General features: G+C 59.5%; 20 protein-coding genes and 2 tRNA genes. 19 read left to right on the plus strand and 3 right to left on the minus strand.

The features are described 5' to 3' along the window. The first annotated feature begins 529 nt into the window (after window positions 1-529). From QDT79_RS06085 to QDT79_RS06095, 3 genes are all read left to right on the plus strand, one after another. Complete coding sequence (locus QDT79_RS06085) at window positions 530-3,988, plus strand: autotransporter outer membrane beta-barrel domain-containing protein (RefSeq protein WP_308316289.1); 3,459 nt, start codon at window positions 530-532, stop codon at window positions 3,986-3,988. Window positions 3,989-4,304: 316 nt separating this feature from the next. After that, a tRNA-Gly gene (locus tag QDT79_RS06090) sits at window positions 4,305-4,380 on the plus strand. Between the two features lie 54 nt (window positions 4,381-4,434). Next, window positions 4,435-4,510: transfer RNA gene (locus tag QDT79_RS06095), tRNA-Gly, on the plus strand. Between the two features lie 310 nt (window positions 4,511-4,820). Here the strand turns inward: QDT79_RS06095 and queG are convergent. Next, window positions 4,821-5,960: a tRNA epoxyqueuosine(34) reductase QueG gene (gene queG, locus QDT79_RS06100; protein ID WP_308316290.1), complete on the minus strand. Its 1,140-nt coding sequence runs from the start codon at window positions 5,958-5,960 to the stop codon at window positions 4,821-4,823. Between queG and nnr the strand changes: the two genes are divergently transcribed. From nnr to QDT79_RS06180, 16 genes are all read left to right on the plus strand, one after another. Then, window positions 5,959-7,473 carry a bifunctional ADP-dependent NAD(P)H-hydrate dehydratase/NAD(P)H-hydrate epimerase gene (gene nnr / locus QDT79_RS06105; RefSeq protein WP_063991632.1) on the plus strand — a complete coding sequence of 505 codons (1,515 nt, stop codon included), beginning with the start codon at window positions 5,959-5,961 and terminating at the stop codon, window positions 7,471-7,473. The two genes, queG and nnr, sit on opposite strands and share 2 nt — an antisense overlap. A gap of 10 nt (window positions 7,474-7,483) precedes the next feature. Continuing rightward, window positions 7,484-7,954 (plus strand): tRNA (adenosine(37)-N6)-threonylcarbamoyltransferase complex ATPase subunit type 1 TsaE, encoded by a 471-nt coding sequence (gene tsaE / locus QDT79_RS06110; RefSeq protein WP_063991631.1) that lies wholly within the window; start codon window positions 7,484-7,486, stop codon window positions 7,952-7,954. A 7-nt stretch (window positions 7,955-7,961) separates the two neighbouring features. Continuing rightward, window positions 7,962-9,758 carry an N-acetylmuramoyl-L-alanine amidase AmiB gene (amiB, locus tag QDT79_RS06115; protein ID WP_063991630.1) on the plus strand — a complete coding sequence of 599 codons (1,797 nt, stop codon included), beginning with the start codon at window positions 7,962-7,964 and terminating at the stop codon, window positions 9,756-9,758. A gap of 22 nt (window positions 9,759-9,780) precedes the next feature. After that, a complete protein-coding gene (gene mutL, locus QDT79_RS06120) occupies window positions 9,781-11,664 on the plus strand; it encodes a DNA mismatch repair endonuclease MutL (protein ID WP_107226630.1) in 1,884 nt (627 codons plus the stop codon). Next, window positions 11,657-12,598, plus strand: a complete 942-nt coding sequence (gene miaA / locus QDT79_RS06125) for a tRNA (adenosine(37)-N6)-dimethylallyltransferase MiaA (RefSeq protein WP_063991628.1) — start codon at window positions 11,657-11,659, stop codon at window positions 12,596-12,598. The genes mutL and miaA overlap by 8 nt, the downstream gene beginning before the upstream one ends. A gap of 114 nt (window positions 12,599-12,712) precedes the next feature. Then, window positions 12,713-13,021, plus strand: coding sequence for an RNA chaperone Hfq (hfq, locus tag QDT79_RS06130; RefSeq protein ID WP_004933678.1), 309 nt, complete (start codon window positions 12,713-12,715; stop codon window positions 13,019-13,021). A 98-nt stretch (window positions 13,022-13,119) separates the two neighbouring features. Next, on the plus strand, window positions 13,120-14,400 hold the full coding sequence (gene hflX, locus QDT79_RS06135) for a ribosome rescue GTPase HflX (RefSeq protein ID WP_004933675.1): 1,281 nt from the start codon (window positions 13,120-13,122) through the stop codon (window positions 14,398-14,400). 68 nt (window positions 14,401-14,468) lie between these two features. Continuing rightward, entirely contained in the window at window positions 14,469-15,719 is a 1,251-nt protein-coding gene (gene hflK / locus QDT79_RS06140; protein WP_033636782.1) for an FtsH protease activity modulator HflK, read from the plus strand. Window positions 15,720-15,722: 3 nt separating this feature from the next. Then, a complete protein-coding gene (gene hflC / locus QDT79_RS06145; RefSeq protein ID WP_004933669.1) occupies window positions 15,723-16,727 on the plus strand; it encodes a protease modulator HflC in 1,005 nt (334 codons plus the stop codon). A gap of 63 nt (window positions 16,728-16,790) precedes the next feature. Continuing rightward, window positions 16,791-16,991: a DUF2065 domain-containing protein gene (locus tag QDT79_RS06150; protein ID WP_004933666.1), complete on the plus strand. Its 201-nt coding sequence runs from the start codon at window positions 16,791-16,793 to the stop codon at window positions 16,989-16,991. A 98-nt stretch (window positions 16,992-17,089) separates the two neighbouring features. Next, window positions 17,090-18,388, plus strand: coding sequence for an adenylosuccinate synthase (locus QDT79_RS06155; RefSeq protein ID WP_033648701.1), 1,299 nt, complete (start codon window positions 17,090-17,092; stop codon window positions 18,386-18,388). 233 nt (window positions 18,389-18,621) lie between these two features. Further along, on the plus strand, window positions 18,622-19,047 hold the full coding sequence (gene nsrR / locus QDT79_RS06160; RefSeq protein ID WP_033636784.1) for a nitric oxide-sensing transcriptional repressor NsrR: 426 nt from the start codon (window positions 18,622-18,624) through the stop codon (window positions 19,045-19,047). A gap of 59 nt (window positions 19,048-19,106) precedes the next feature. After that, entirely contained in the window at window positions 19,107-21,581 is a 2,475-nt protein-coding gene (gene rnr / locus QDT79_RS06165) for a ribonuclease R (protein ID WP_063991627.1), read from the plus strand. A 61-nt stretch (window positions 21,582-21,642) separates the two neighbouring features. Further along, window positions 21,643-22,374 (plus strand): 23S rRNA (guanosine(2251)-2'-O)-methyltransferase RlmB, encoded by a 732-nt coding sequence (rlmB, locus tag QDT79_RS06170; RefSeq protein WP_004933653.1) that lies wholly within the window; start codon window positions 21,643-21,645, stop codon window positions 22,372-22,374. Between the two features lie 115 nt (window positions 22,375-22,489). Next, entirely contained in the window at window positions 22,490-24,118 is a 1,629-nt protein-coding gene (locus tag QDT79_RS06175; protein ID WP_063991625.1) for an isovaleryl-CoA dehydrogenase, read from the plus strand. A gap of 66 nt (window positions 24,119-24,184) precedes the next feature. Continuing rightward, complete coding sequence (locus QDT79_RS06180) at window positions 24,185-24,583, plus strand: DUF350 domain-containing protein (protein WP_063991624.1); 399 nt, start codon at window positions 24,185-24,187, stop codon at window positions 24,581-24,583. On the opposite strand, the gene QDT79_RS06185 is transcribed toward QDT79_RS06180, so the two are convergent. Both QDT79_RS06185 and bsmA read right to left on the minus strand, forming a co-directional pair. Further along, on the minus strand, window positions 24,580-24,855 hold the full coding sequence (locus QDT79_RS06185) for a YdgH/BhsA/McbA family protein (protein WP_063991661.1): 276 nt from the start codon (window positions 24,853-24,855) through the stop codon (window positions 24,580-24,582). The genes QDT79_RS06180 and QDT79_RS06185 overlap by 4 nt on opposite strands. Window positions 24,856-24,978: 123 nt before the next feature. Further along, window positions 24,979-25,287 carry a biofilm peroxide resistance protein BsmA gene (gene bsmA / locus QDT79_RS06190; RefSeq protein WP_063991623.1) on the minus strand — a complete coding sequence of 103 codons (309 nt, stop codon included), beginning with the start codon at window positions 25,285-25,287 and terminating at the stop codon, window positions 24,979-24,981. Between the last annotated feature and the right edge of the window lie 104 nt (window positions 25,288-25,391).

Genomic DNA, 25,391 nt, shown 5'->3' on the forward strand with positions numbered 1-25,391 from the left:
TCTGCATCATACCGTTCTTTCTCTGTTGTTGACTCGGGTATATATAGCCAGGCGGTTTCTCTCGTGCTTATTTAATAAAAAATTAAAATGAATTATTTTTTATCATTATTTATTTTTATTAAATCCCGCCTGATAAGTTAAGGAGTTTCTGAATTTTCGATTTTTGGGAATCTATCGTTTCTTTATATTGGGTTTTCAATGTTATGTTGAATGAAACCAGGCGGATATCATCCCTGGTGATGTAAATACGATGGGGATTGAATCAAGAAAATCCATAGCTGAATTTGCGATCCCGTTCGTTTTACATGGCGGAGCATGTTGCGTCCGCATTCGACAAGCTCCGCCCTTCCGGCGAGTCCAGGCAGTCATTGCAAGCGGTTTGCGTTCCCTAAGTCAGACGTTGCAAGTGCTCGGCACACGGAGCCTCATGAAATGGAAATTTGTCAGACGACCTTTTTGGTGCGTTTCGAAACGATTCAATAATATTTGAATCGCTGCCGGCGTGCGCGGAAGGCTGGAGGAAATAATAATGAATCATGTATTTCGCAGCGTATTCAATTCGGCTTTGCAAGTATTTCAGGCCGTGTCTGAGTTGACCGCAGGGCGCGGTAATAATGGGCAGGAGAGGGGGGGAGCTCCTTTACCCCAAGCCCTTACGCATCCCGTATTCCGCTATAGTGCCGTCACGCTGGCGTTATTTAGTTCGGGTTTCAGCGTTGCTGAGGAGCATGGGCAAATCGTTTTGGACGATCCTAAAGGCAATGTCCAACTCATTCTCGCTCCCGGCGATACGGTGAACCACACTGGTCACGGGGCCGCCGTTTTGGTATCTCAGGTTGGCAATAGTTTTGCCGGCGACAACATCACCATTCGCGCGGACTCCACTGATAGCGGTGATACCCCTGCCGTGTTGGCGCGGGCTGGTGGCGTGGTGTTCTTGAGCAAGAGTACCGTCGAAGGCGTCGGAACCGGCAATAATGCCCACGCACTGTATGCACGAGATGTTGGCAGCAGTATTGCAGGTACGGGCGTCACATTATCCACAGAAGGGCCCAATTCGCACGGTGCGATGGCGCAGGCCGGCGGAAAGATCATATTAAATGGCGGAGTTATCACGGTGACGGGGGCCTCAAGTAGTGGTTTGTACGCGAAAGACGCAAAAGCCAACATTACGGTGAAAAACGTGACGATCAGCTCAGCTAAAGGGAGAGGCGCCTACGCAGGTCCAGGGGCTTCGATTCGTTTGGACCATTCAACCGTCACCACTCAAGGAGACAATGAAGCGGCGATTTATGCGAGTGGTGCAAACGCGTTGATTACCCTGCAGGATACCGACGTCTCTTCAGCAAAAGGGCCCGCCGTCATTGTGCAGAGCGGCACCGTCGACATTACGGGAGGCACGCTGACGGCGGCGGGTGATGTGGTCAGACTGACGGCTCTCTATAACGGCCCTTCTCCCACGATAACGATAAGCGACGCCAAACTGATTACAGGCGGCGAGTTTAGCTATGGTCTCAATCTCAATACGAAGAATTCGCGCGCCGACATTGAAAATGTGCAGATCCTTGCGCAGGGTCCTTATGGTTCCGGCGCCTGGTTACCTTCAGTCGGTACCCGCCTGACGGCAAACCGCTTCGATATTCGCGCCGCTTATCTCGGTATAGATAATCGTGCAGGAACGGTCTTATTGGATGAGGGCGTTTTGACGACGGAAGGCCGCAGTGGCCATGCGCTTTATGTGGCTGCCTTAGCCAATAACAAGGCCTCGACCACGGCGAAAAAAGTGCAGATAGAAACACAGGGTGCGGGGGCAGTCGGCGCGTTGTCGCGATTCAGCGGCTCGTCACTCGCTCTTGAAGACGTGAACATCAAGACCTACGGCACCGAGGCTTACGGCCTCTATGCTGTTGGGAAAGGGGCCAGTCTGACAGCGCTAAACACGACGGTCACGGCCTTAGGGGCTTCCTCGGCCGGTTTGTTCATCGGCAACAGCCCAACGGTCAACTTGAATAATGTCCACTTAACGACGACAGGGAAGCAATCACACGGTATCTGGAGCTATGCCACCGCCGAGGATACCACTAATACTCTCTTTTTGACCAAGGGGTCGCAGGTCGAGACGCAAGATGGCCTAGGGTTATTTGCCAACGGCGGCAATCATGCGTTCTTCCTGGAGCAGTCAGCCATCACGGCAAGAACGGAAGGCGACGAAGATCGAGGTCTACTGCTGTATGCCAAATCAGCCAGGATTACCGAACAAGGCGAAGAAAAAGAGATTCAAACGGGCACTGTCTTGTTGGATGCGAAGCATAGCCAACTAACGGGCGATATTCTGATTGATAGTGGCTCTGCCAACATTTTATTGAGCAACGCTTCCCTGTGGGTCGGCGCCGTGAATCAACGAGAACAAGGTCGCGTTAAACTTTTGGCGCTAGACAACGACAGTCGCTGGGATGTACGGAATAATTCCACGCTGGAGAGATTGGAAAATGACGGCACAGTGACCTTCTTGGCGCCAGGTGGCAATGGCCATTTCAAAACGGTGGCGGTTAATCACTACCAGGGCAACGGAACGTTGGTGCTGAATACCCGGCTCGGTGATGACAATTCGCCGACTGACCGGCTGGTGATTGATGGCGGAAAGGCGGAGGGGAAAAGCAAATTACGCGTTATCAATGCCGGTGGTAGCGGCGATTTTACTCAGCGCGGCATACGCCTGGTCGAGACGATTAACGGTGGCACAACGAATGTAGACGCGTTTCGACTTGATGCAGGTTCAACAGGTTATCGAGCGGGAACGGCTACTCTGGCCATCAATGGCTACGATTACAGTCTGGTGCGCGGCGGGAATCAAGGCGTGCCGGATGACTGGTATCTGACCTCGGCTTATACGCCGCCGGTCACGCCTCCCACGGTGGAACCCCCGGTGGTAACCCCTCCAATCACAGAGCCTCCGGCTATCGTGCCGCCGCCAGTTGCACCGCCAGGGGAAATTATTATGCCCCCGGTGGTTCCCGGTGTGAGCAATGTGTCACCGGAAAGCGGCGCTTATATCGGCAATCAGCTTGCCGGCGTCAGGCTGTTTATCCATAACCTGCGAGATCGCGTTCCGGTTTCTACAGAGGGCCATCTTGCAGCAGACGAACAGGGATTGTGGATTCGCTCCCAGGGGCGGCATGACAAAGGGATGAGCCTCGCGGAGGGGAGGGTCAACATGAAATCAGACAGCACGCTTCTGCAATTGGGCGGGGATGTTATCCATTTCCCTCTGAGTCACAATGGCGCAGCCCATGCAGGCGTCATGAGCGGGTATGGCACGGTGCGTACGCACTCGGTTTCTACCCTGATGTTGCCTGGTAACGATGTCAGCGCACAGGCAAAAGCAAAAGGGAAAATGTCAGGGTATACGGTAGGGTTGTATGCCACTGTTTATGAAAACGACGTAACCCATCATGGAGGGTATGCGGACGCATGGTTGCAATATGGCCGTTACTCCAATCAAATCGGCAGCGAGCTCGGAACGGTAGGCTACCATTCGAATGTATGGTCCGGTTCTCTGGAGATGGGGTATGCGGTAACGTCATTCGCAACCGGATCCGCGTTGGGTGGCCTGGTCATAGAACCGAATGCCCAACTGGTCTACAGCGATTACCGCGCCTCGGATGCGGTGTTGCAAGGCACACGGATGAGGAATAACGTAGACAACACGTGGTTTGCTCGCGCCGGTTTACGTCTCTACCCCCAGAATGAAACAGGCATTCGCCCTTTCCTGGAAACCAATTGGCTGCATCATGATGAAAAGGCTTCGGTACAAATGGGCAGTTCCGGCATGAGGGCTTCGCCAGCGCGCAACATACTGGAGATGAAGCTTGGCGCAGCGGGAAATGCAGGAGAGAAACTGCAGATATCCGGGCATGTGTTCGGGCAGGCGGGTCATAATGGCCAGCAGGGTTACGGTGGGATGCTGAACGCGCGCTACCGATTCTAACGATCCCGACGGGGGAGTATCAGGTAGGGTGACGCCGCGATACCCCCCTTGGCCGGTCTCCGTGTTACATGGTCGCCGGTTTAACGGTATCTTCGATTGCAAATTGAGCAAACGCCCCGTATTTTGCATTTTTCACCATAGGGGGGGTTGCCAAGGCGCGATGACTAGTCCATAATGCTGTCCATCGATTGAGCTTTGTTTGAAAATTTCAATAAAATCAATCAGATAGGGATAAGTAATCTGTCTTATCTCCTATTTTCTATTCAACAATGTCGCGATGCGGCATGATGAATAAATAAAGCAGTACCTATGCGACGCGGGAATAGCTCAGTTGGTAGAGCGCAACCTTGCCAAGGTTGAGGTCGCGAGTTCGAGCCTCGTTTCCCGCTCCAAAAATTCAAAGGTCACGCCAGTGTTTGGTGGCCGGATGCCAAAAGCATCTCAATGCGGGAATAGCTCAGTTGGTAGAGCACGACCTTGCCAAGGTCGGGGTCGCGAGTTCGAGTCTCGTTTCCCGCTCCAATTTTCTCTTCGTTTCAAACTCAAATCCAACGCCTTATCCGGCGCGGGTTTTTGTCCCTTTTACATGCCTCGTAAAAATGTTGTGAACAGAGTTATCCACAGCCTCTGTACATAAACTCGTCTGCCTGAAAAATCAACGTCATACAAATTAAATATTTATCTCTCTGATTTATAAGTTTATTTATTTATCCCAAAACGTTATGCCGATCACTTGCTCTTTTTGTTGCAGTTGAAAGACAACGTGTTTTTATTTTTATGCACAAATCCACAGAGTGAGACATCCGGTGAGATGGCCGCGCGGCGCACGCCGTCAGGCGTCCCTCGGCAAACCTTTTTCCACAGCCCGTATCAGCCGTTTTTTCTGCGCCGTCTGCACCTCGACGCCCTGCGCTTCGCGGCGGGCGAGCTGTTGCGTCAGCGCCCAGTGGATATGTTCGTCCAGCATGGCATCCTGACCCAGGCGCGTGCGCAGTGCGAGCACGACGCTGTCCCCGTAGGGCGCATTGCCCAGCGCCACGGCGATATTGCGCAGCCAGCGCAGGTGGCCGATGCGGCGTATCGCCGAGCCTTCGGTGATGCGCAGGAACTTTTCTTCCGTCCAGTTGAACAGATCGATCAGTTGCGGCGCATGCAGCGTGGCGCGCGGGCTGAAATCGTCTTCGTCGGTGAGCTGTGAAAAGCGGTTCCACGGGCAAATCAGCTGGCAGTCGTCGCAGCCATAGATACGGTTGCCGAGCAGCGGGCGGAACTCCTCCGGGATCGCGCCTTCCAGCTCGATGGTCAGGTAGGAGATACAGCGCCGGGCGTCGACGGTATAGGGGGCGACGATGGCGCCGGTCGGACAGGTGGTGATACAGGCGACGCAGCGGCCACACTGCTCTTCCTGCGGCTGATCGACCGGCAGCGGCAGGTCGATCAGCAGTTCGCCGAGGAAAAACCACGACCCGGCTTCACGGTTGAGAATTAGTGAGTGTTTACCAACCCAGCCGATGCCCGCTTTGGCGGCCAGCGCGCGTTCCATCACCGGCGCAGAATCGACAAAGGGGCGAAAATTCAACTCGCCGCAATAGGCCTGGATCTGATCGCCCAGCTTTTTCAGACGCTGGCGCAACAGTTTGTGATAGTCGCGCCCCAGCGCATAGCGGCTGACGTAGCCCAGTTGCGGGTTTTGCAAGGTGCTGGCAAACGCCGCCTTGGCCGGCAGGTAGTTCATGCGTACGCTGATCACTCGCAGCGTGCCCGGCAACAGTTCGTGAGGGCGCGCGCGCAGCATGCCGTGGCGCGCCATCCATGCCATCTCGCCGTGGTACTGCTTGTCGAGCCAGGCCTGCAGTTTCGGCTCTTCAAGGCTCAGATCGGTATCGCAGATGCCAACCTGTTGGAATCCTAGCGATTGCCCCCATTGCTTGATATGTTGGGCGAGTTGATGAAGATCGAGGGGGTGCGTCATGACGGGCCACAGTGAAAAAGCATACGCTGACAGTTTACCACACTCTGTCTGGCCTGCGGATTGGATCCGGCGCTCGGAACCCGCGGCGGCGGCCTCGCTCGGTATTTCTCTTTACGATTTGATGCAGCGCGCCGGTCAGGCGGCCTACGCATTGGCGCGCAACGCGTACCCCTCCCGCGACCACTGGCTGGTGCTGTGCGGCCACGGCAACAACGGCGGCGACGGCTATGTGGTGGCGCGCCTGGCGAAGGCGGCGGGCCTGCAGGTGACGTTGATCGCCTGCGAAGGCGCACGGCCTTTGCCGCCGGAAGCCGCAGCGTCCCGTCAGGCCTGGCTGGCCGCCGGCGGTGATATTCTGCCTGCAAACAGCCGCTGGCCGGCGTCCGTCTCTCTCATCATCGACGGCCTGTTAGGCACTGGCCTGGGCAGCGCGCCGCGTGCGCCTTACGACGCGCTGATAGAGGCCGCCAACCGCCATGCGGCGCCGGTGGTAGCGCTCGATATCCCGTCCGGCCTGCTGGCGGAAAGTGGCGCGGCGCCGGGCGCGGTCGTGCGTGCCGCGCACACCGTCACGTTCATCGGCCTCAAACCGGGGTTGCTGACCGGCCAGGCGCGCGACTGGGTCGGGCAACTTCATCAGAATGCGCTAGGCTTATCGGGTTGGTTGGCGAAGCAACCGGAGCAGATTCAGCGGCTTACCGCCGAGGTATTGCCGCGCTGGCTGCATCCGCGTCGTCCCTGCGCCCATAAGGGCGAGCATGGCCGCCTGCTGTTGGTGGGTGGCGACCGCGGGTTCGGCGGCGCCATTCGCATGGCGGCGGAGGCGGCGCTACGCAGCGGGGCGGGATTGGTGCGAGTGCTTACTCACATGGATCACGTCGCACCGCTGCTGGCGGCCCGGCCGGAGCTGATGGCGCAGGCGCTGGACGAGGCGACGCTGCGGCAGGCGATGCAATGGGCGGATGTGCTGGTGATTGGCCCGGGACTGGGCCAGGCTGAATGGGGCAAAAACGCCTTGAACGTGCTGCAAACCAGCGATAAACCGGCCTTGTGGGACGCCGATGCGCTGAACTTGCTGGCATTAAATCCCGAGAAACGGCAGAATCGCGTGATGACTCCGCATCCTGGAGAGGCGGCGCGGCTGTTGAGCTGCAGCACTGCCGACATCGAGAGTGATCGCTTACTTGCCGTGCGCAAGCTGGCGGCGCGCTACGGCGGCGTGGCGGTGCTGAAAGGCGCCGGTACGCTGATCGCCGATGAGCAGGGGCAGATGGCGATTGCCGACGTCGGCAACGCCGGCATGGCCTCCGGCGGCATGGGCGATGTGCTGTCGGGCATCATCGGCGGTTTGCTGGCGCAAAAGCTCTCGCTGTATGATGCCGCCTGTGCGGGCTGCGTCGTACATGGCGCGGCCGGCGATCGCGTAGCGGAAAGACAAGGAACAAGAGGCATGTTGGCGACCGATTTACTGCCGGACATCCTTCATTTCGTTAACCCTGAGTGGGCAAAATAGACTTTATCGAATGAAAGAACTCGTTTTACCTCTACCAGACGAGGCAGCGACTGTCGCTTTGGGCACCACTTTGGCCAAGGCCTGCGATCGTGCCAGCGTCATCTATCTCTACGGCGACCTGGGCGCCGGTAAAACCACCTTCAGCCGTGGTTTCCTGCAGGCGTTAGGGCATCAGGGCAATGTCAAAAGCCCGACCTATACGCTGGTGGAGCCCTATGCCTTGCAGCCGCTGGCGGTGTATCACTTCGATCTGTATCGCTTGGCCGATCCGGAAGAGCTTGAATTCATGGGCATTCGCGATTACTTCGCGCAAGACGCCATCTGCCTGGTCGAATGGCCGCAGCAGGGCACCGGCGTGCTGCCGGAGCCGGATCTGGCGCTGCATCTTTGCTATCAGGGCGAGGGGCGAGAGGCGAAGATCGAGGCGATTTCTGCTTATGGCAGCCGGCTGTTAGACCGCATTCATGGATCACAGGGATGATGCTGCAATGACGCACGTGTTGAAAAAATTTGCGGTCATCATGCTGATCGCCGTGCTGGGGCCGCTCGGCGCGCTGAACGCGCTGGCGGCGTCCTCGCTGTCCGATATCAAAGTGTCGAACGCCCAACGCGAAGCGACGGTGTCGGTGAGCTTCAATGGCCCGCCGGACTACGCGTTTTTCCCGTTGCACGGCCCGGAACGCGTGGTGCTGGACGTTAACCAGAAGGGCAAGGTCGGCGGCCTGCCGCTCAATTTCAGCGGGCAAAACCTGGTGAAAAGCATTCGCTCCAGCGCGCCGAAAGACGCTCAGAGCGTGCGCCTGGTGTTTGATCTGACCCAGCGCGCCAAAACCCGCGTCGCCACCCGCCAGAATGGCGGGGTGCATACCGTGGTGTTCACCATTACGGCCGAAGGCAGTGCCAATACGGTGGTGCGCAAGGCGCCGGTGCAAACGCCTGCGCCGGTTGCGGTCAACCCACCGCCGCGTCAGGCGCCGGTCGTGGTGCGTGAAGCGCCGGAGCCGCCGCTGCGCAAAACGCCGGCGGGATCGAATCCCTTTACCCATAAACAGACCGTGGTTGCAGGCACCGCCACAGAGGTCACGCCGCGCAGCAGCCGCGTTTCCGCCGGTTCCGGCGATCGGGTGGTGGTGGCGATCGACGCCGGCCACGGCGGCCAGGATCCGGGCGCCATTGGCCCTAGCGGGCTGAAAGAAAAGAATGTCACCATCGCCATCGCGCGTCGCCTGCAGGCGATGCTGGACGCCGATCCGCAGTTCAAACCGGTGCTGACGCGTACCGGTGACTATTTCATCTCGGTGATGGGGCGCTCCGACGTTGCGCGTAAACAGGGCGCCAACGTGCTGGTCTCCATCCATGCCGACGCCGCGCCAAACCGCAGCGCCAGCGGTGCCTCCGTCTGGGTGCTGTCCAATCGCCGCGCCAACAGCGAAATGGCCGGCTGGCTTGAACAGCATGAGAAGCAATCCGAACTGCTCGGCGGTGCCGGCGATCTGCTGGCCAACAGCCAGGCCGATCCTTATCTGAGCCAGGCGGTGCTGGATCTGCAGTTCGGCCACTCGCAGCGCGTCGGGTACGATGTGGCGGTGAAAGTGCTGCAGCAGTTGCAGAGCGTCGGATCGTTGCATAAACGCCGGCCGGAACACGCCAGCCTGGGCGTGCTGCGTTCGCCGGATATTCCATCGCTGCTGGTGGAAACAGGATTTATCAGTAATAGCACGGAGGAGCGGCTGCTGGGCAGTAGCGCGTATCAGGAGAAGATTGCCAAGGCCATTCATAACGGCCTGCGCAGCTACTTCCTGGCGCATCCGCTGCAAGCCGACCCAAAGGTGGAAAACCGACCGCTGGACGTCGCAGCGGCGGTTAACACCTCAACACCAGACGTGCGCCAGCCTGAGCCTATCGTCAGCTCGGCCGGCGCGAGCCGCAGCGTAAGCGGCAAGACCCAGATCCACGTGGTGAAGCGGGCGGAAACGCTGTCCGGCATCGCCGACAGCTACGGCACGACCATGGCGGCGCTGCGGGATCTGAACAAACTGAAGAAAGACGGCGTGTGGGTGGGGCAACGCCTGAAGGTGCCGGCGGGGAAAGCCGCCGCCGTCACCACCGTCGCCAAGGCGAAAACGCCGGCCAAGAAGCCGTCTAAACATAAAGTGACCCGCGGGGATACGCTCTCCTCCATCGCTTCTCGCTACGGGGTCAGCGTCGGCGATCTGAAACGGGTCAATAATCTGAAGTCGGACGTCGCGCCGCTGGATCGGACGCTGACCATTCCGCAGGCCTAGCGCCATCGCTACAGGAGTCAGCATGCCTATCCAGGTGTTACCGCCACAGCTTGCCAACCAGATCGCCGCCGGAGAGGTGGTTGAACGCCCCGCGTCGGTCGTCAAGGAGCTGGTGGAAAACAGCCTGGACGCCGGGGCGACGCGCATCGATATCGATATTGAACGCGGCGGCGCCAAGCTGATCCGCATTCGCGACAACGGCTGCGGCATCGGCAAGGACGATCTGGCGCTGGCGCTGGCGCGGCACGCTACCAGTAAAATCAGCACGCTCGACGATCTGGAAGCGATCGTCAGCCTCGGTTTTCGCGGCGAAGCGCTGGCCAGTATCAGCTCGGTTTCCCGTTTGACCCTGACGTCACGCACCGCCGAGCAGAGTGAAGCGTGGCAAGCCTATGCCGAAGGGCGCGAGCAGGCGGTCACCGTCAAACCCGCCGCGCACCCGGTCGGCAGCACGCTGGAAGTGCTGGATCTGTTTTACAACACCCCGGCGCGCCGCAAGTTCATGCGCACCGAGAAAACCGAATTCGGCCATATCGATGAAGTGGTGCGGCGCATCGCGCTGGCGCGTTTCGATGTGGCGATCAATCTCAGCCACAACGGCAAACTGATCCGCCAATACCGGGCGGCGAAAGAAGAAAGCCAGCACGAGCGCCGTTTGGGCAGTATCTGCGGCCCGGCGTTTTTGCAGCATGCGCTGAACATCGACTGGCAGCACGGCGATCTGAGCATCCGCGGTTGGGTAGCGGATCCGGCCGGGGCGCGCCAACTGGGTGAAATGCAATACTGCTACGTCAACTGCCGCATGATGCGCGATCGCTTGATCAATCACGCTATTCGTCAGGCCTATCAGGATCAGCTGAAGGACGATCAGCAGCCCGCTTACGTGCTGTATCTGGAGGTCGACCCGCACCAGGTGGACGTCAACGTTCATCCCGCCAAGCACGAGGTGCGTTTCCATCAGGCGCGGCTGGTGCACGATTTTATCTACCAGGCGGTAACCACCGTGCTGCAGCAGGCCGGTCAGACGCCGCCGCTGCCGCTGGCGGAAACGCCTGACGAAGCGCCCGCGCCGGTCTGGCAGCAGGAAAACCGCGTCGCCGCCGGCGGCAACCATTTTTCTCAGCCTGCGCCGCGTCGCGAAACGCCGCCACCGGCCGGCACCGCCCGCGAGCGTGCACCGCAGCCGGGTTGGCAAACGACCGGCGGTTACCAGAAACGCGAAGGCGAGCTGTACGGTAAACTGATGCAGCCCGTCGCCGAGCCGCAGGCCGATGCGGCGCCGGAAGTCTCAAGCAAGCCGCCGCTGTTCCCGCCGGCGAAAGCCGCAGCGGAAACGCCGTTGGCGGGCGGCTCGCACAGTTTTGGCCGGGTGCTGATGATTCATCCGCCGTGCTACGCGTTGATTGAACAGCGCCAGCAGCCGGCGTTGCTCAATTTGACGGTGGCCGAGCGCTGGCTGCGCCAGGCGCAGCTCAACCCGCCGACGGAAGGGCTGCGGCCGCAGCCGCTGCTGATCCCAGTCAAGCTGACGTTGGAAAAGAGCGAAGCGGCGGCCATTGCACGGCATCAGGCGCTGCTGACGATGATGGGGCTGGATCTGCAGGCGGATCACGGCCGTGTGACGCTGCGCGCAGTGCCTTTACCATTACGCCAACAAAATTTACAAAAACTGATACCCGAACTGTTAGGCTATCTGGCCGAACATCAGGAGATGTCGCCCGCGGTGCTGGCCACCTGGCTCGCTCGCCGTCTTGGCAGCGAGCATGAACAGTGGAACACCTCGCAAGCGATACAATTGCTGACCGACGTTGAACGACTTTGCCCGCAGCTGGTCAAATCGCCACCGAGCGGACTTTTACAACCCGTTGATTTACAGGTCGCACTGGCGGCCCTCAAGCATGACTAACACTGAAATGACACCACGTCCCCCGGCTATTTTCATCATGGGGCCGACCGCCTCGGGCAAGACCGCGCTGGCGATCGCGCTGCGCGAACGCCTGCCGGTGGAACTGATCAGCGTCGATTCCGCGCTGATCTACCGCGGCATGGATATCGGCACCGCCAAGCCGAGCGCCGAAGAATTGGCGCAGGCGCCGCATCGGCTGATCGATATCCGCGATCCCGCCGAAGCTTACTCGGCCGCGGAGTTCCGCGCCGACGCGCTGAAGGAGATGGCCGACATCACCGCCGCCGGGCGCATTCCGCTGCTGGTTGGCGGCACCATGTTGTATTTCAAGGCGTTGCTGGAAGGATTGTCGCCGCTGCCGTCCGCCGATCCCGCGGTGCGCGAGCGCATCGAACGGCAAGCGGCGGAGCAGGGCTGGGAGGCGTTGCACCGCCAGTTACAGGCGATCGATCCGGTCGCGGCAGTGAGAATTCATCCGAATGATCCGCAGAGACTGTCCAGAGCACTGGAAGTTTTTTTTATTTCGGGTAAAACTTTAACGGAACTGACTAAAATTTCGGGTGAATCGTTACCGTATCAAGTTCACCAATTTGCGATAGCGCCGACCAGCCGTGAGTTGATCCATCAACGCATCGAGCTGCGGTACCATCAAATGTTGGCGGCGGGTTTTGAGACGGAAGCGCGTGCACTTTTCGCACGGGGTGATTTGCATACGGACTTGCCCTCCATTCGCTGTGTCGGTTACCGCCAGATGTGGTCATACTTGTCTGGTGAAATTAGTTACGATGAGATGGTTTATCGTGGTATTTGCGCAACACGTCAGTTGGCTAAACGCCAGATGACCTGGTTACGGGGTTGGGAGTCGGTCCATTGGTTGGACAGTGAAAAGCCGGGAGAGGCTTTGGACTCGGTGACACAGGTTGTTAGTGCATAGGTTGGGTGATTGTGTACAATTGCTGAGTATTCAGCGCGCAAATTTTTTACGTCGTTTATTTTAGAGCCGACAGGTTCTTAGTTACAAACAACAAGCAAATAAGGAAAAGATAGAATGGCTAAGGGGCAATCTTTGCAAGATCCGTTCCTGAACGCATTGCGTCGTGAACGTGTTCCGGTTTCTATTTATTTGGTGAATGGTATTAAGCTGCAAGGCCAGATTGAGTCTTTTGACCAGTTTGTCATCCTGTTGAAGAACACGGTGAGCCAGATGGTGTACAAGCACGCTATCTCTACCGTTGTCCCGTCACGCCCGGTTTCGCATCACAGCAACAACCCGAGCGGCGGTTCAAGCAACTATCACCATGGCAACAATCCGTCTGCGCAGCAACAGCCGCAGCAGGAAAGCGATGACGCTGAATAAAGCGCGTTGCAAGTCAACCATGACGGGGAGCATAAGCAGCCGCGGGCTGTTTATGTCCCCCAAACTCACGGTGAGTGTCCGTTTGAGAGGTTGCACGCTTGTTTGACCGTTATGAAGCCGGTGAGCAGGCCGTACTGGTTCATATCTATTTCTCGCAAGACAAAGATACGGAAGACCTCAACGAGTTCGAGTCGTTGGTTTCCTCAGCCGGTGTCGAAGCTTTGCAAGTGGTGACTGGTAGCCGCAAAGCCCCGCATCCGAAGTACTTTGTCGGCGAAGGAAAGGCCGAAGAAATTGCAGATGCGGTGAAAGCCAGCGGCGCGTCTGTTGTCCTGTTTGATCATTCCCTTTCCCCGGCGCAGGAAAGAAACCTCGAGCGCCTGTGCGAATGCCGGGTGATCGATCGCACCGGGCTGATTTTAGACATCTTCGCCCAGCGTGCCCGCACCCATGAAGGTAAGCTGCAGGTGGAGCTGGCGCAGTTGCGTCACATTGCCACGCGTCTGGTACGCGGCTGGACGCACCTGGAGCGGCAAAAAGGGGGGATTGGCCTGCGCGGGCCGGGGGAAACCCAGCTTGAGACCGACCGTCGCCTGTTGCGCGATCGCATCAGCTTGATTCTGCGCCGCCTGGAGCGGGTAGAAAAGCAGCGTGAACAAGGCCGACGTGCGCGGACCCGCGCCGATGTGCCGACCGTATCGCTGGTGGGCTACACCAACGCCGGCAAATCCACCCTGTTTAATCGAATAACGTCTGCCGAGGTGTATGCGGCGGACCAGCTATTTGCCACCCTGGATCCTACGTTGCGGCGCATCGACGTGCCGGACGTAGGAGATACCGTGTTGGCGGATACCGTAGGCTTTATCCGGCACCTGCCGCACGATCTGGTGGCCGCCTTCAAGGCAACGCTGCAGGAAACGCGCCAGGCATCTCTGCTGCTGCACGTCATCGATGCCGCAGATCCGCGCGTCGATGAGAACATCGAAGCGGTGAACACCGTGCTGGCGGAGATAGACTCGGATGAAATCCCTACACTGTTAGTGATGAACAAAATAGATATGCTGGACGATTTTGTGCCGCGTATCGACCGCAACGACGAAAACCTGCCGATCCGGGTGTGGCTGTCCGCCGCCAGCGGAGAGGGAATTCCGTTGCTGTATCAGGCGTTGACGGAGCGCTTATCGGGGGAGATCGCGCATTACGAATTGCGCTTACCGCCACGGGCAGGCCGTCTTCGCAGCCGTTTTTACCAGCTTCAGGCGATTGAAAAAGAGTGGAACGAAGAAGACGGCAGCATTGGCGTGGTGGTGCGAATGCCGATCGTCGAATGGCGTCGTCTCTGCAAGCAAGAACAGGACCTGATTGACTTTATCGTATGATCATATCCTGTTACATTTATGCTTCGCGAAAGCCTGAAGTACCCAATCACAGAATATGGAGCTAAAACATGGCGTGGAATCAGCCCGGTAATAACGGACAGGACCGCGACCCGTGGGGGAGCAGCAATAACAATGGCGGCAACTCTGGCGGTAACAACAAAGGCGGTCGTGATCAAGGGCCACCTGATTTGGACGATATCTTCCGCAAACTGAGCAAGAAATTGAGCGGTTTCGGCGGGGGCAAAGGCTCCAACAGCAATAGCGGCGGCACCGGCACCTCTGGTCCGGGCTTCAGCGGCCGCATTATCGGTATCGCGGCGGTGGCCGTGGTGGTGATCTGGGCCGCCAGCGGCTTCTACACCATCAAGGAAGCCGAGCGCGGCGTCGTGACGCGTTTCGGCAAGTTCAGCCACCTGGTGCAGCCGGGCCTGAACTGGAAGCCGACCTTCATCGACGACGTGCGTCCGGTGAACGTGGAATCCGTGCGCGAGCTGGCGGCGTCCGGCGTGATGCTGACCTCCGATGAAAACGTGGTGCGCGTGGAAATGAACGTGCAATACCGCGTGACCAACCCGGAAGCGTACCTGTTCAGCGTCGTCAATGCCGACGACAGCCTGAGCCAGGCGACCGACAGCGCCCTGCGCGGCGTGATCGGCAAATACTCGATGGACCGCATCCTGACCGAAGGCCGTACCGTGGTGCGTAACGATACGCAGCGCATGCTGGAAGAGACCATCCGTCCTTACAACATGGGCATCACGCTGCTGGACGTCAACTTCCAGGCGGCGCGTCCGCCGGAAGAGGTGAAGGCGTCGTTCGACGATGCGATTGCCGCGCGTGAGAACGAGCAGCAATACATTCGTGAAGCGGAAGCTTACGCCAACGAAGTTCAGCCGCGTGCGAACGGCCAGGCGCAGCGTCTGCTGGAAGACTCCAAGGCTTATAAGGACCGTACCGTCCTGGAAGCTCAGGGTGAGGTGGCGCGCTTTGCCAAGCTGTTGCCGGAATACAAGTCCGCACCGCAGATCACCCGCGAGCGTCTGTATATCGAAACCATGGAAAAAGTGCTGGGCCATACCCGTAAGGTGTTGGTGAGCGACAAAGGCAACAACCTGATGGTGCTGCCGCTGGATCAGATGCTGCGCGGTCAAGGCGCGGCGCCGGAGAGCGGCAACAAGGATACCAGCCTGATTCGCCTCAATCCGAATCCTGCGCCGGCTGCCAACAGCAGCGCCCCGCGCACCAGCGGCGGTTCGATTATGGATCAGCGCCGGGCGAATGCGCAGCGTGACGACACCACTCGCGTAGGGAGAGAGTAATCAATGCGTAAGTCTTTTGTAGTTATTGTCCTCGCGGTGCTGGTGGTGCTGTACGCTTCGCTGTTCGTGGTGCAGGAAGGCCAGCGCGGCATCGTGCTGCGCTTCGGCAAGGTTCTGCGCGACGGCGAAAACAAGCCGCTGGTGTATGCGCCGGGTCTGCACCTCAAGATCCCGTTCATCGAGACCGTGAAGAACCTGGATGCGCGCATCCAGACCATGGACAACCAGGCCGATCGCTTCGTGACCAGCGAGAAGAAAGACCTGATCGTTGACTCCTATCTGAAGTGGCGCATCAGCGACTTCAGCCGTTACTATCTGGCGACCGGCGGTGGCGACGTCTCCCAGGCCGAAGTGCTGCTGAAACGCAAGTTCAGCGACCGTCTGCGTTCTGAAATCGGCCGCCTGGACGTGAAAGACATCGTGACCGACTCGCGCGGCAAGCTGATGTCCGATGTGCGTGATGCGCTGAACACCGGCACCGTGGGTGACGGCGAAGAAGTGGCGACCACCGAAGCCGATGACGCTATCGCCTCTGCGGCGGCGCGCGTTGAACGGGAAACTACCGGCAAACAGCCGCAGGTTAACCCGAACAGCATGGCGGCGCTGGGCATCGAAGTGATCGACGTGCGTATCAAGCAGATCAACCTGCCAGCGGAAGTGTCCGACGCCATCTACCAGCGTATGCGCGCCGAGCGTGAAGCGGTAGCCCGTCGTCTGCGCTCGCAGGGCCAGGAAGAAGCCGAGAAGCTGCGCGCCAGCGCGGACTACGAAGTGACCCGTACCCTGGCGGAAGCCGAGCGTCAGGCGCGTATCACCCGCGGTGAAGGCGATGCCGAAGCGGCCAAGCTGTTCGCCAACGCGTTCAGCCAGGATCCGGACTTCTATGCCTTTATCCGTAGCCTGCGTGCCTATGAAGCCAGCTTCAAGGACAACCAGGACGTGCTGGTACTGAGCCCGGACAGCGATTTCTTCCGCTACATGAAGTCGCCTGATACCCTGCGCAAATAAGCGCGGCAGGCAATCTGATCGAGGGCCCGTTTACGCGGGCCCTTTCTCGTTTTTGGGGGATGCATGAACTCAACGATTTGGCTGGCGCTCGGGCTGGTTCTGGTGTTGGAAGGATTGGGGCCGATGCTGTTTCCGCAGGCCTGGCGCAAAATGATCGTGGCGATGTCGCAGCTGCCGGACGCGACGCTGCGGCGATTTGGCGGTGGAATAGTGGTTGCGGGCTGCGTGATCTACTACATGTTGAGCGGCCGCACGGGTCTTTAAAGTCTAGCCCAAAATTTATGCAATCGTATGCTAAAAGTGCTGAAAATCGAAAATTACGGTGGTAGAATCCATTTTTAAGCAATCGGTGATTTTGAAAAATGGGTAAGAACGTCGTCGTACTGGGCACCCAATGGGGTGACGAAGGTAAAGGCAAGGTTGTAGACCTGCTGACTGAACGGGCTCAATATGTTGTGCGCTACCAAGGTGGCCATAACGCTGGCCACACTCTGGTAATCAACGGTGAAAAAACCGTCCTTCATTTAATTCCTTCAGGTATTCTGCGTGAAAACGTCACCAGCATCATCGGCAACGGTGTTGTTCTGGCGCCGGACGCGTTGATGAAAGAAATGGGTGAACTCGAAGCGCGTGGCATCCCGGTACGCGAACGTCTGTTACTCTCTGAAGCTTGCCCGCTGATCCTGCCTTACCACGTCGCGTTGGACAACGCGCGTGAGAAAGCGCGCGGCGCGAAAGCGATCGGCACCACCGGTCGCGGCATCGGCCCGGCTTACGAAGATAAAGTGGCTCGTCGCGGCCTGCGCGTCAGCGACCTGTTCAACAAAGAAACCTTCGCCGTTAAGCTCAAAGAGATCGTCGATTACCACAACTTCCAGCTGGTCAACTACTACAAAGTTGAAGCCGTCGATTATCAGGCGACGCTGGACTACGTGCTGTCTATCGCCGACATCCTGACCGCCATGGTGGTTGACGTTTCTGAACTGCTGGACGGCGCGCGCAAGCGTGGCGATCTGATCATGTTCGAAGGCGCTCAGGGCACCCTGCTGGATATCGACCACGGTACTTACCCGTACGTCACCTCTTCCAACACCACTGCCGGCGGCGTGGCTACCGGTTCCGGCATCGGCCCGCGTTATGTGGACTACGTGCTGGGCATCGTGAAAGCCTACTCCACTCGCGTGGGTGCAGGCCCGTTCCCAACCGAACTGTTCGATGAAACCGGCGAGTACCTGTGCAAGCAGGGTAACGAGTTCGGCGCCACCACCGGCCGTCGTCGTCGTACCGGCTGGCTGGACGCCGTAGCGGTGCGTCGCGCCGTGCAGATCAACTCCCTGTCCGGCTTCTGCCTGACCAAACTGGACGTCCTGGACGGCCTGAAAGAAGTGAAGATCTGCGTGGGCTACCGCATGCCGGACGGCCGTGAAGTGGATACCACTCCGCTGGCGGCTGAAGGCTGGGAAGGCATCGAGCCTATCTACGAAACCATGCCAGGCTGGAGCGAAACCACCTTTGGCGTGAAAGAGCACAGCAAGCTGCCTCAGGCTGCGCTGAACTACATCAAGCGCATCGAAGAAGTGACCGGTGTACCGGTAGACATTATCTCTACCGGCCCGGATCGCAGCGAAACCATGATCCTGCGCGACCCGTTCGACGCATAATCAGGCTTTGCGGCATTAAACAAACCGGGCGCGTCCCGGTTTGTTTTTATCCTGACTCCCTCCGATTGCGGTTTCACGTCAAAAAATCCTTTCATAAACCCGCCTTAGGGCGCGGGATTCGCTAAATAATTAGCGACGAACTCTCCGGCTGGTTTATTATCCAATGAGTAATCTTTTGAATAGCGCCGAAAAGCGGCGTATCAGACGGGTAAAGTGATACCCAGAGGTAAGATGTGCAGTTAACAAGTTTTACTGATTATGGTCTGCGGGCGTTGATCTACATGGCCTCGTTGCCGCAGGACAAGATGACCAGCATCTCGGAAGTGACCGAGGTTTATGGCGTGTCTCGCAACCATATGGTGAAGATCATCAATCAGTTGAGCCGGGTAGGTTTTGTCACGGCGGTGCGCGGCAAGCATGGCGGCATTCGATTGGGCAAACCGGCCGAGAGCATCCGCCTCGGTGACGTGGTGCGGGCGCTGGAGCCGCTTGCGCTGGTTAACTGCAGCAGTGATTTTTGCCACATCACCCCTGCCTGCCGATTGAAGCAGGTGCTCCACCAGGGCGTACAGAATTTCCTTGAAGAGCTGGATAAGCATACGTTGGCCGACATGGTCGAAGACAATCCGCCGCTCTACAAGCTATTGCTTGTCGAATAAAACGACGTTGAGAAGACAAGGCTCAACGTCATCCTGCTGATGACAACGGAGGAACCGCAATGTCACAAGATCCATTCCTGGAACGAGAAGCAGAAAAATACGAATCCCCTATCCCCAGTCGTGAATATATCCTGGCCCATTTGGCGAAACGAGAAACGCCGGCCAGCCGCGAAGAGCTGGGCAACGAACTGGGCCTCAGCGGTGAAGAGCAGCTGGAAGCGCTGCGCCGCCGCCTGCGCGCCATGGAGCGCGATGGCCAGTTAGTGTTTACCCGCCGCCAGTGCTACGCGCTGCCGGAACGTCTGGATCTGCTGCGCGGCACGGTGATCGGCCACCGCGACGGCTACGGCTTCCTGCGCGTTGAAGGCAGCAAAGACGATCTGTACCTGTCTGCCGAACAGATGAAAATGGCGATCCACGGTGACGTGGTGCTGGCGCAGGCCTTGGGCGCGGATCGCAAAGGGCGCCGCGAAGCGCGCATCGTGCGCGTGCTGGTGCCGAAAACCAGCCAGATTGTCGGCCGCTTCTTCATGGATGCCGGTACCGGCTTCGTGGTGCCGGACGACAGCCGTCTGAGCTTCGATATTCTGATCCCGGCAGACAGCGTCAGCGGCGCGCGCATGGGCTTTATGGTGGTGGTGGAGCTGACTCAGCGTCCGACCCGCCGTACCAAGGCGGTCGGCAAGATCGTCGAGATCCTCGGCGACAAGATGGGCACCAGCATGGCGGTGGACATCGCGCTGCGCACCCATGAGATCCCGCATACCTGGCCGCCGCAGGTGGAAAAGCAGGTGGCCGATCTCAGCGAACAGGTGCCGGAAGCGGCCAAGAAGGGCCGCGTCGATCTGCGCAAGCTGCCGTTGGTCACCATCGACGGTGAAGACGCGCGCGACTTCGATGACGCCGTGTACTGCGAGAAAAAACGCGGCGGCGGCTGGCGTCTGTGGGTTGCGATCGCCGACGTCAGTTACTACGTGCGCCCGCGCACCGCGCTGGACGATGAAGCGCGCAGCCGCGGCAACTCGGTGTACTTCCCGTCGCAGGTGATCCCGATGCTGCCGGAAGTGCTGTCCAACGGGCTGTGCTCCCTGAACCCGCAGGTCGATCGCCTGTGCATGGTGTGCGAGATGACCATCTCCGCTCAGGGGCGCCTGTCCACGGCCAAGTTCTACGAGGCGGTGATGAGTTCTCACGCCCGCCTGACCTACAACAAGGTGTGGCACATTCTGCAGGGCGATCAGGAGCTGCGCGAGCATTACCATCCGCTGGTCAAGCACTTGGAAGAGCTGCATGCGATGTACAAGGTGCTGGATAAGGCGCGCGCCGAGCGCGGCGGCATCGCATTTGAAACCGAAGAAGCCAAATTCATCTTTAACGCCGAACGCCGCATCGAGCGCGTGGAGCCGACGGTGCGCAACGACGCCCACAAGCTGATCGAAGAGTGCATGATCATGGCCAACGTGGCGGCCGCGCGCTTCGTCGAGAAACACAACGAGCCGGCACTGTACCGCGTGCACGATCGTCCGAGCGACGACCACATCTCCGCGCTGCGCAGCGTGCTGAGCGAGCTGGGGCTGACGTTGGGCGGCGGCAACAAGCCGCAGCCGAAGGACTATGCGGTGCTGATGGATGAAGTGTCTGAACGCCCTGACCACGAAATGCTGCAAACCATGTTGCTGCGCTCGATGAAGCAGGCGATTTACGATCCGGAAAACCGCGGCCACTTCGGCCTGGCGTTGGCGTCTTACGGCCACTTCACCTCGCCGATCCGCCGTTATCCGGATCTGGCGCTGCACCGCGCGATCAAATACCAACTGGCCAAAGAACACGGCGAGCCGAAAGAGCGCTGGACGCCGACCGGCGGCTGGCACAGCGAATTCGAAGAGATGCTGCAGCTGGGCGAACACTGCTCGATGACCGAGCGCCGCGCGGACGAAGCGACGCGCAACGTCGCTGACTGGCTGAAGTGCGACTTCATGCAGGATCACGTCGGTGAAGTGTTCAGCGGCATCATCTCCAGCGTGACCGGCTTCGGCTTCTTCGTGCGCCTGAACGATCTGTTCATCGACGGGCTGGTGCACGTATCAACGCTGGATAATGATTACTATCGCTACGATAATATCGGCCAGCGCCTGATCGGCGAGTCTTCCGGCACGGTCTATCGCCTGGGAGATACGGTGGAGATCCGCGTGGACGCGGTGCATATGGACGAGCGCAAGATCGATTTCGCGCTGGTATCCAGCACCCGCAAAGCGCGCGGTGAAGGCAAAACCGAGCGCGATCGCGCCAAGAAGGGCGGCCAGCGTACGCTGCGCGACAACGGCAGCGCGGGGCGCGGCAAGCGTCGCGGCGGCAAACCGCCGGCCAACTTCGAGCCGGACAGCGCCTTCCGCAAGCAGGATGACGCCAAGCCCGCGGACAACGTGAAGAAGGCGAAGAAGAAAGCCAAGAAAGCGTCCGACAAAACGCGGAAAATCGCGGCGGCGACCAAAGCCAAACGCGCAGCCAAGAAGAAAGGTGCCGAGCAGGCCTAACCTGCCGCACATCGTTATCATCGGCCGGTTATCGCCGGCCGCACGAATTTAAAAGAGCATCATGAGCGAAATTATTTACGGCATCCACGCCGTCAAAGCCCTGTTAGAGCGCGACCCGCAACGCTTCCTGGAAGTGTTTATTCTGAAAGGCCGCGAAGATCGCCGTCTGCAACCGCTGATCGCCGAGCTGGAAGCGACCGGCATCGTGATCCAGGTGGCGAACCGCCAGTGGCTGGATGACAAGGTTGAAGGCGCGGTGCACCAGGGGATCATCGCCCGGGTGCGCGAAGGGCGCCAGTATCAGGAGAACGACCTGCCGGGCCTGCTGGAAAGCGTGGAGACCCCGTTCCTGCTGGTGCTGGACGGCGTGACCGACCCACACAACCTCGGTGCCTGCCTGCGCAGCGCCGACGCTGCCGGCGTACACGCGGTGATCGTGCCGCGCGACCGCTCCGCCCAGCTGAACGCCACCGCCAAGAAAGTGGCCTGCGGCGCCGCCGAAAACGTGCCGTTGATCCGCGTGACCAACCTGGCGCGCACGCTGCGTCTGTTGCAGGAAATGAATGTCTGGGTGGTGGGCACCGCCGGCGAAGCCGACCATACGCTGTATCAAAGCAAAATGACCGGCCCGATGGCGCTGGTGATGGGCGCGGAAGGCGAAGGCATGCGCCGTCTGACCCGTGAACACTGCGACGAGCTGATCAGCATTCCGATGGCCGGGACCGTCTCTTCGCTGAACGTGTCGGTCGCTACCGGCATCTGCCTGTTCGAAGCGGTGCGTCAGCGCGGCTGATTCTCCTGACGGGGGCCTGCGCCCCCGTTAATTCCCCCTCTTGTGATCCCGCCTTCGGCAGAAATCTCTGCGCCGACCATACTTACTCCTGACGCTTTTCTCAGGGAGCACTCTCATGGTCTGGACTACGCACACCGTTTTTAACCAACCCAAGCCGCTGGGCAACAGCAACCTGTTTCTCTCCGATACGCCGCTGCGCGAAGCGTTGCAGCGCGAGCAGGGCGGCTGGGACGCCGAGGTATTGGCCTCGCTGGGCCAGCAGCTCGGCACCCAGGAGTCGCTGGAGCTGGGGCGCCTGGCCAACGCCAACCCGCCGGAGCTGCTGCGCTACGACGCCACCGGCCAGCGGCTGGACGACGTTCGTTTTCACCCCGCCTGGCATATCCTGATGCAGGGGCTGATCGCCAACCGGGTACACAACCTGCCCTGGCAGGAGGATGCGCGCATCGGTTCCTTCGTGGCGCGCGCCGCGCGCTTTATGCTGCATGCGCAGGTCGAGGCCGGCACGCTGTGCCCTGTGACCATGACCTTCGGCGCCACACCGTTGTTGCTGCAGGCGTTGCCGGCTGAGTTTCGCTCCTGGCTGACGCCGCTGCTGTCGGATCGTTATGACGCTCACCTGCTGCCGGGCGGGCAAAAGCGCGGCCTGCTGATCGGCATGGGCATGACGGAGAAACAGGGCGGCTCCGATGTCTTGAGCAATACCACCACCGCCGCGCCGCTCGGCGCGCGCGGGCCGGGTGAGGCCTACCGGCTAGTGGGGCACAAGTGGTTCTTCTCGGTGCCGCAGAGCGATGCGCACCTGGTGCTGGCGCAGGCCGAAGGCGGGTTGTCCTGTTTCTTCCTGCCGCGTATTTTGCCCGACGGCAGCCGCAACGCCATTCGCCTGGAACGGTTGAAAGACAAGCTGGGCAATCGCTCCAATGCCAGCAGCGAAGTGGAGTTTCAGGACGCCACCGCCTGGCTGTTGGGGGATGAGGGCGACGGCGTGCGGCATATCCTGAAAATGGGCGGCCTGACCCGTTTCGACTGTTCGCTCGGCAGCCACGGCCTGATGCGCCGCGGGCTGTCGGTGGCGCTGTATCATGCGCTGCAGCGGCAGGCGTTCGGCAAGCTCTTGATCGAACAACCGCTGATGCGTCAGGTTCTGGCGCGCATGGCACTGCGGCTGGAAGGGCATACCGCGTTGCTGTTCCGGCTGGCCCGCGCCTGGGAGAGCCGCAGCAATGAAGGCGAGCTGATCTACAGCCGTCTGCTGACCCCGGCGGCCAAATACAGCATCTGCCGTCAGGGCATGCCGTTCATCGCTGAGGCGATGGAGGTGCTGGGCGGTATCGGCTACTGCGAAGAGAGCGAGCTGCCGCGTCTGTATCGCGAGATGCCGGTCAACAGCATCTGGGAAGGTTCCGGCAACATCATGTGCCTGGACGTGTTGCGCAGCCTGCACAAGCTGCCGGGCGCGCTCGAGATGCTGCAGTTCGAGCTGCAGCCGGTGCGCGGCCAGAATCGGTTGTTCGATCACGCCTGGCGGCAGTGGCAGCAGCGTGCCCGGCAACCGCGTGAAGAGATGGGGCGGCTGTTGACCCAGCAGCTGTTCGACCTGTGCTGCGCCGCGCAGCTGCTGCTGCACGCCAGCCCGCAGATAGCCGACGCCTGGTGCCACCTGACGCTGGATCACCGCGGCGAGAGCCTGCTGTCGGCCGAGGTGTGCGAACTGCTGCTCAACCGCGCTATCGGCGGTTAGGGAAAAGGGTGGCGCGCGGCGGCGAAAACCTTTTTAATTCAGCCTCACTCTGACAGGAAAATGCACATGGATATTCTCAGCGCGTTGGCGGCGTTCGCCTCTTATTTCTTCAGCGGTTTCGCCATGATTTTGGTGTTTCTGTTCGTCTATACCCGCATCACCCCGCACGACGAATGGGCGCTGATCAAGGCCGATAATCCATCCGCCGCCTTTGCTTTCATCGGCGCTTGCCTGGGGTATGTGATCCCGTTGGCCAGCGCGGCGATCAACTCGATCAGCCTGCTGGATTACCTGCTGTGGGGCGTAGTGGCGCTGGTGGTGCAATTGCTGCTGTTCGCGGCCGTGAAGATCTACATGCCGCGCATCAGCGAAAAGATCGAAGCGAATCATCTGGCCGCCGGGATTTTCCTGGGGGGCGTCTCCGTCAGCGGCGGCGTGTTGAATGCGGCTTGCATGAGCTACTAAAGGTATAAGATGGCCGAGGCGCGCCAGCCGAGCGGGTGCGCCTGTTCTTCCATCCGCAGGATGCGGTAATAGCTGGCGCCGTGTTGGCCGGCGGTGCGGGCGATGGCCTGCTCCGCCTCCTGCGGCGAACCGGGCAGATCGCTGAAGGTGATCTCGGCGATTTCACTGAGCGGCGTCACGCGATCGGCGGGCGCCAGCTCGGCGGACTGTGCGCCGGTGCTGAGCAGCCCTACTGAAAGCAGGAGGGAGGTGAGTGCGGTGGAGCGTTTCATGGCGTTCCCCTTCGTCAGATCCTGAATCGACACCCGCAACATGCGGCATGCTGTCCCTCAGTGTGCAACACCCTTCTTCAGCCAGTGCAAAGCCAGTGTAAATCTGCTTAAAAAATCCCCGCCTTAACGATACAGGATCGCCTGGGAATACCACTGGCCCGGCACGATGGTTTCGCTGTTCATGATGATCACGTAATACCGGGCGCCGGCGGCGGTGGCCTTGCGTTGGATCTCCGCTTCCACGTCCATCGGGCTGCCGCGCACCACGGCGGTGACGCTGCCCATTTTCACCAGCTCGGCGGTCTGTGCGCGCACGATCTCCTGCGCCTGTGCGGTGGGCGGCGGCGGCGGTTTCGGCGTGGTGGTCATGATGCCGCAGGCAGAAAGCTGTGCGGCCAGCGTCAGGGCGATGAGTGTGCGGGCAAGCGTCATGGTGACCTCGAAAGAGCCGGTAGATGGCTTCAGTGTAACGCAATATAAGCTGGAACAGATTGAGCTAACGCTGGCTGGCGCAAGTTTGTCATGATGAAAGCCAA

The organism is Serratia marcescens, from assembly GCF_029846115.1.
Lineage (GTDB): Bacteria > Pseudomonadota > Gammaproteobacteria > Enterobacterales > Enterobacteriaceae > Serratia > Serratia marcescens_L.

Coding starts and splice junctions, on each gene's coding strand:
- amiB (WP_063991630.1), top strand. CDS start 7,962: ATGACGCACGTGTTGAAAAAATTTGCGGTCATCATGCTGATCGCCGTG.
- mutL (WP_107226630.1), top strand. CDS start 9,781: ATGCCTATCCAGGTGTTACCGCCACAGCTTGCCAACCAGATCGCCGCC.
- rlmB (WP_004933653.1), top strand. CDS start 21,643: ATGAGCGAAATTATTTACGGCATCCACGCCGTCAAAGCCCTGTTAGAG.
- hflC (WP_004933669.1), top strand. CDS start 15,723: ATGCGTAAGTCTTTTGTAGTTATTGTCCTCGCGGTGCTGGTGGTGCTG.
- QDT79_RS06185 (WP_063991661.1), bottom strand. CDS start 24,855: ATGAAACGCTCCACCGCACTCACCTCCCTCCTGCTTTCAGTAGGGCTG.
- queG (WP_308316290.1), bottom strand. CDS start 5,960: ATGACGCACCCCCTCGATCTTCATCAACTCGCCCAACATATCAAGCAA.
- QDT79_RS06155 (WP_033648701.1), top strand. CDS start 17,090: ATGGGTAAGAACGTCGTCGTACTGGGCACCCAATGGGGTGACGAAGGT.
- bsmA (WP_063991623.1), bottom strand. CDS start 25,287: ATGACGCTTGCCCGCACACTCATCGCCCTGACGCTGGCCGCACAGCTT.
- QDT79_RS06085 (WP_308316289.1), top strand. CDS start 530: ATGAATCATGTATTTCGCAGCGTATTCAATTCGGCTTTGCAAGTATTT.
- QDT79_RS06150 (WP_004933666.1), top strand. CDS start 16,791: ATGAACTCAACGATTTGGCTGGCGCTCGGGCTGGTTCTGGTGTTGGAA.
- hflK (WP_033636782.1), top strand. CDS start 14,469: ATGGCGTGGAATCAGCCCGGTAATAACGGACAGGACCGCGACCCGTGG.
- QDT79_RS06175 (WP_063991625.1), top strand. CDS start 22,490: ATGGTCTGGACTACGCACACCGTTTTTAACCAACCCAAGCCGCTGGGC.
- rnr (WP_063991627.1), top strand. CDS start 19,107: ATGTCACAAGATCCATTCCTGGAACGAGAAGCAGAAAAATACGAATCC.
- hfq (WP_004933678.1), top strand. CDS start 12,713: ATGGCTAAGGGGCAATCTTTGCAAGATCCGTTCCTGAACGCATTGCGT.
- miaA (WP_063991628.1), top strand. CDS start 11,657: ATGACTAACACTGAAATGACACCACGTCCCCCGGCTATTTTCATCATG.
- nnr (WP_063991632.1), top strand. CDS start 5,959: ATGACGGGCCACAGTGAAAAAGCATACGCTGACAGTTTACCACACTCT.
- tsaE (WP_063991631.1), top strand. CDS start 7,484: ATGAAAGAACTCGTTTTACCTCTACCAGACGAGGCAGCGACTGTCGCT.
- QDT79_RS06180 (WP_063991624.1), top strand. CDS start 24,185: ATGGATATTCTCAGCGCGTTGGCGGCGTTCGCCTCTTATTTCTTCAGC.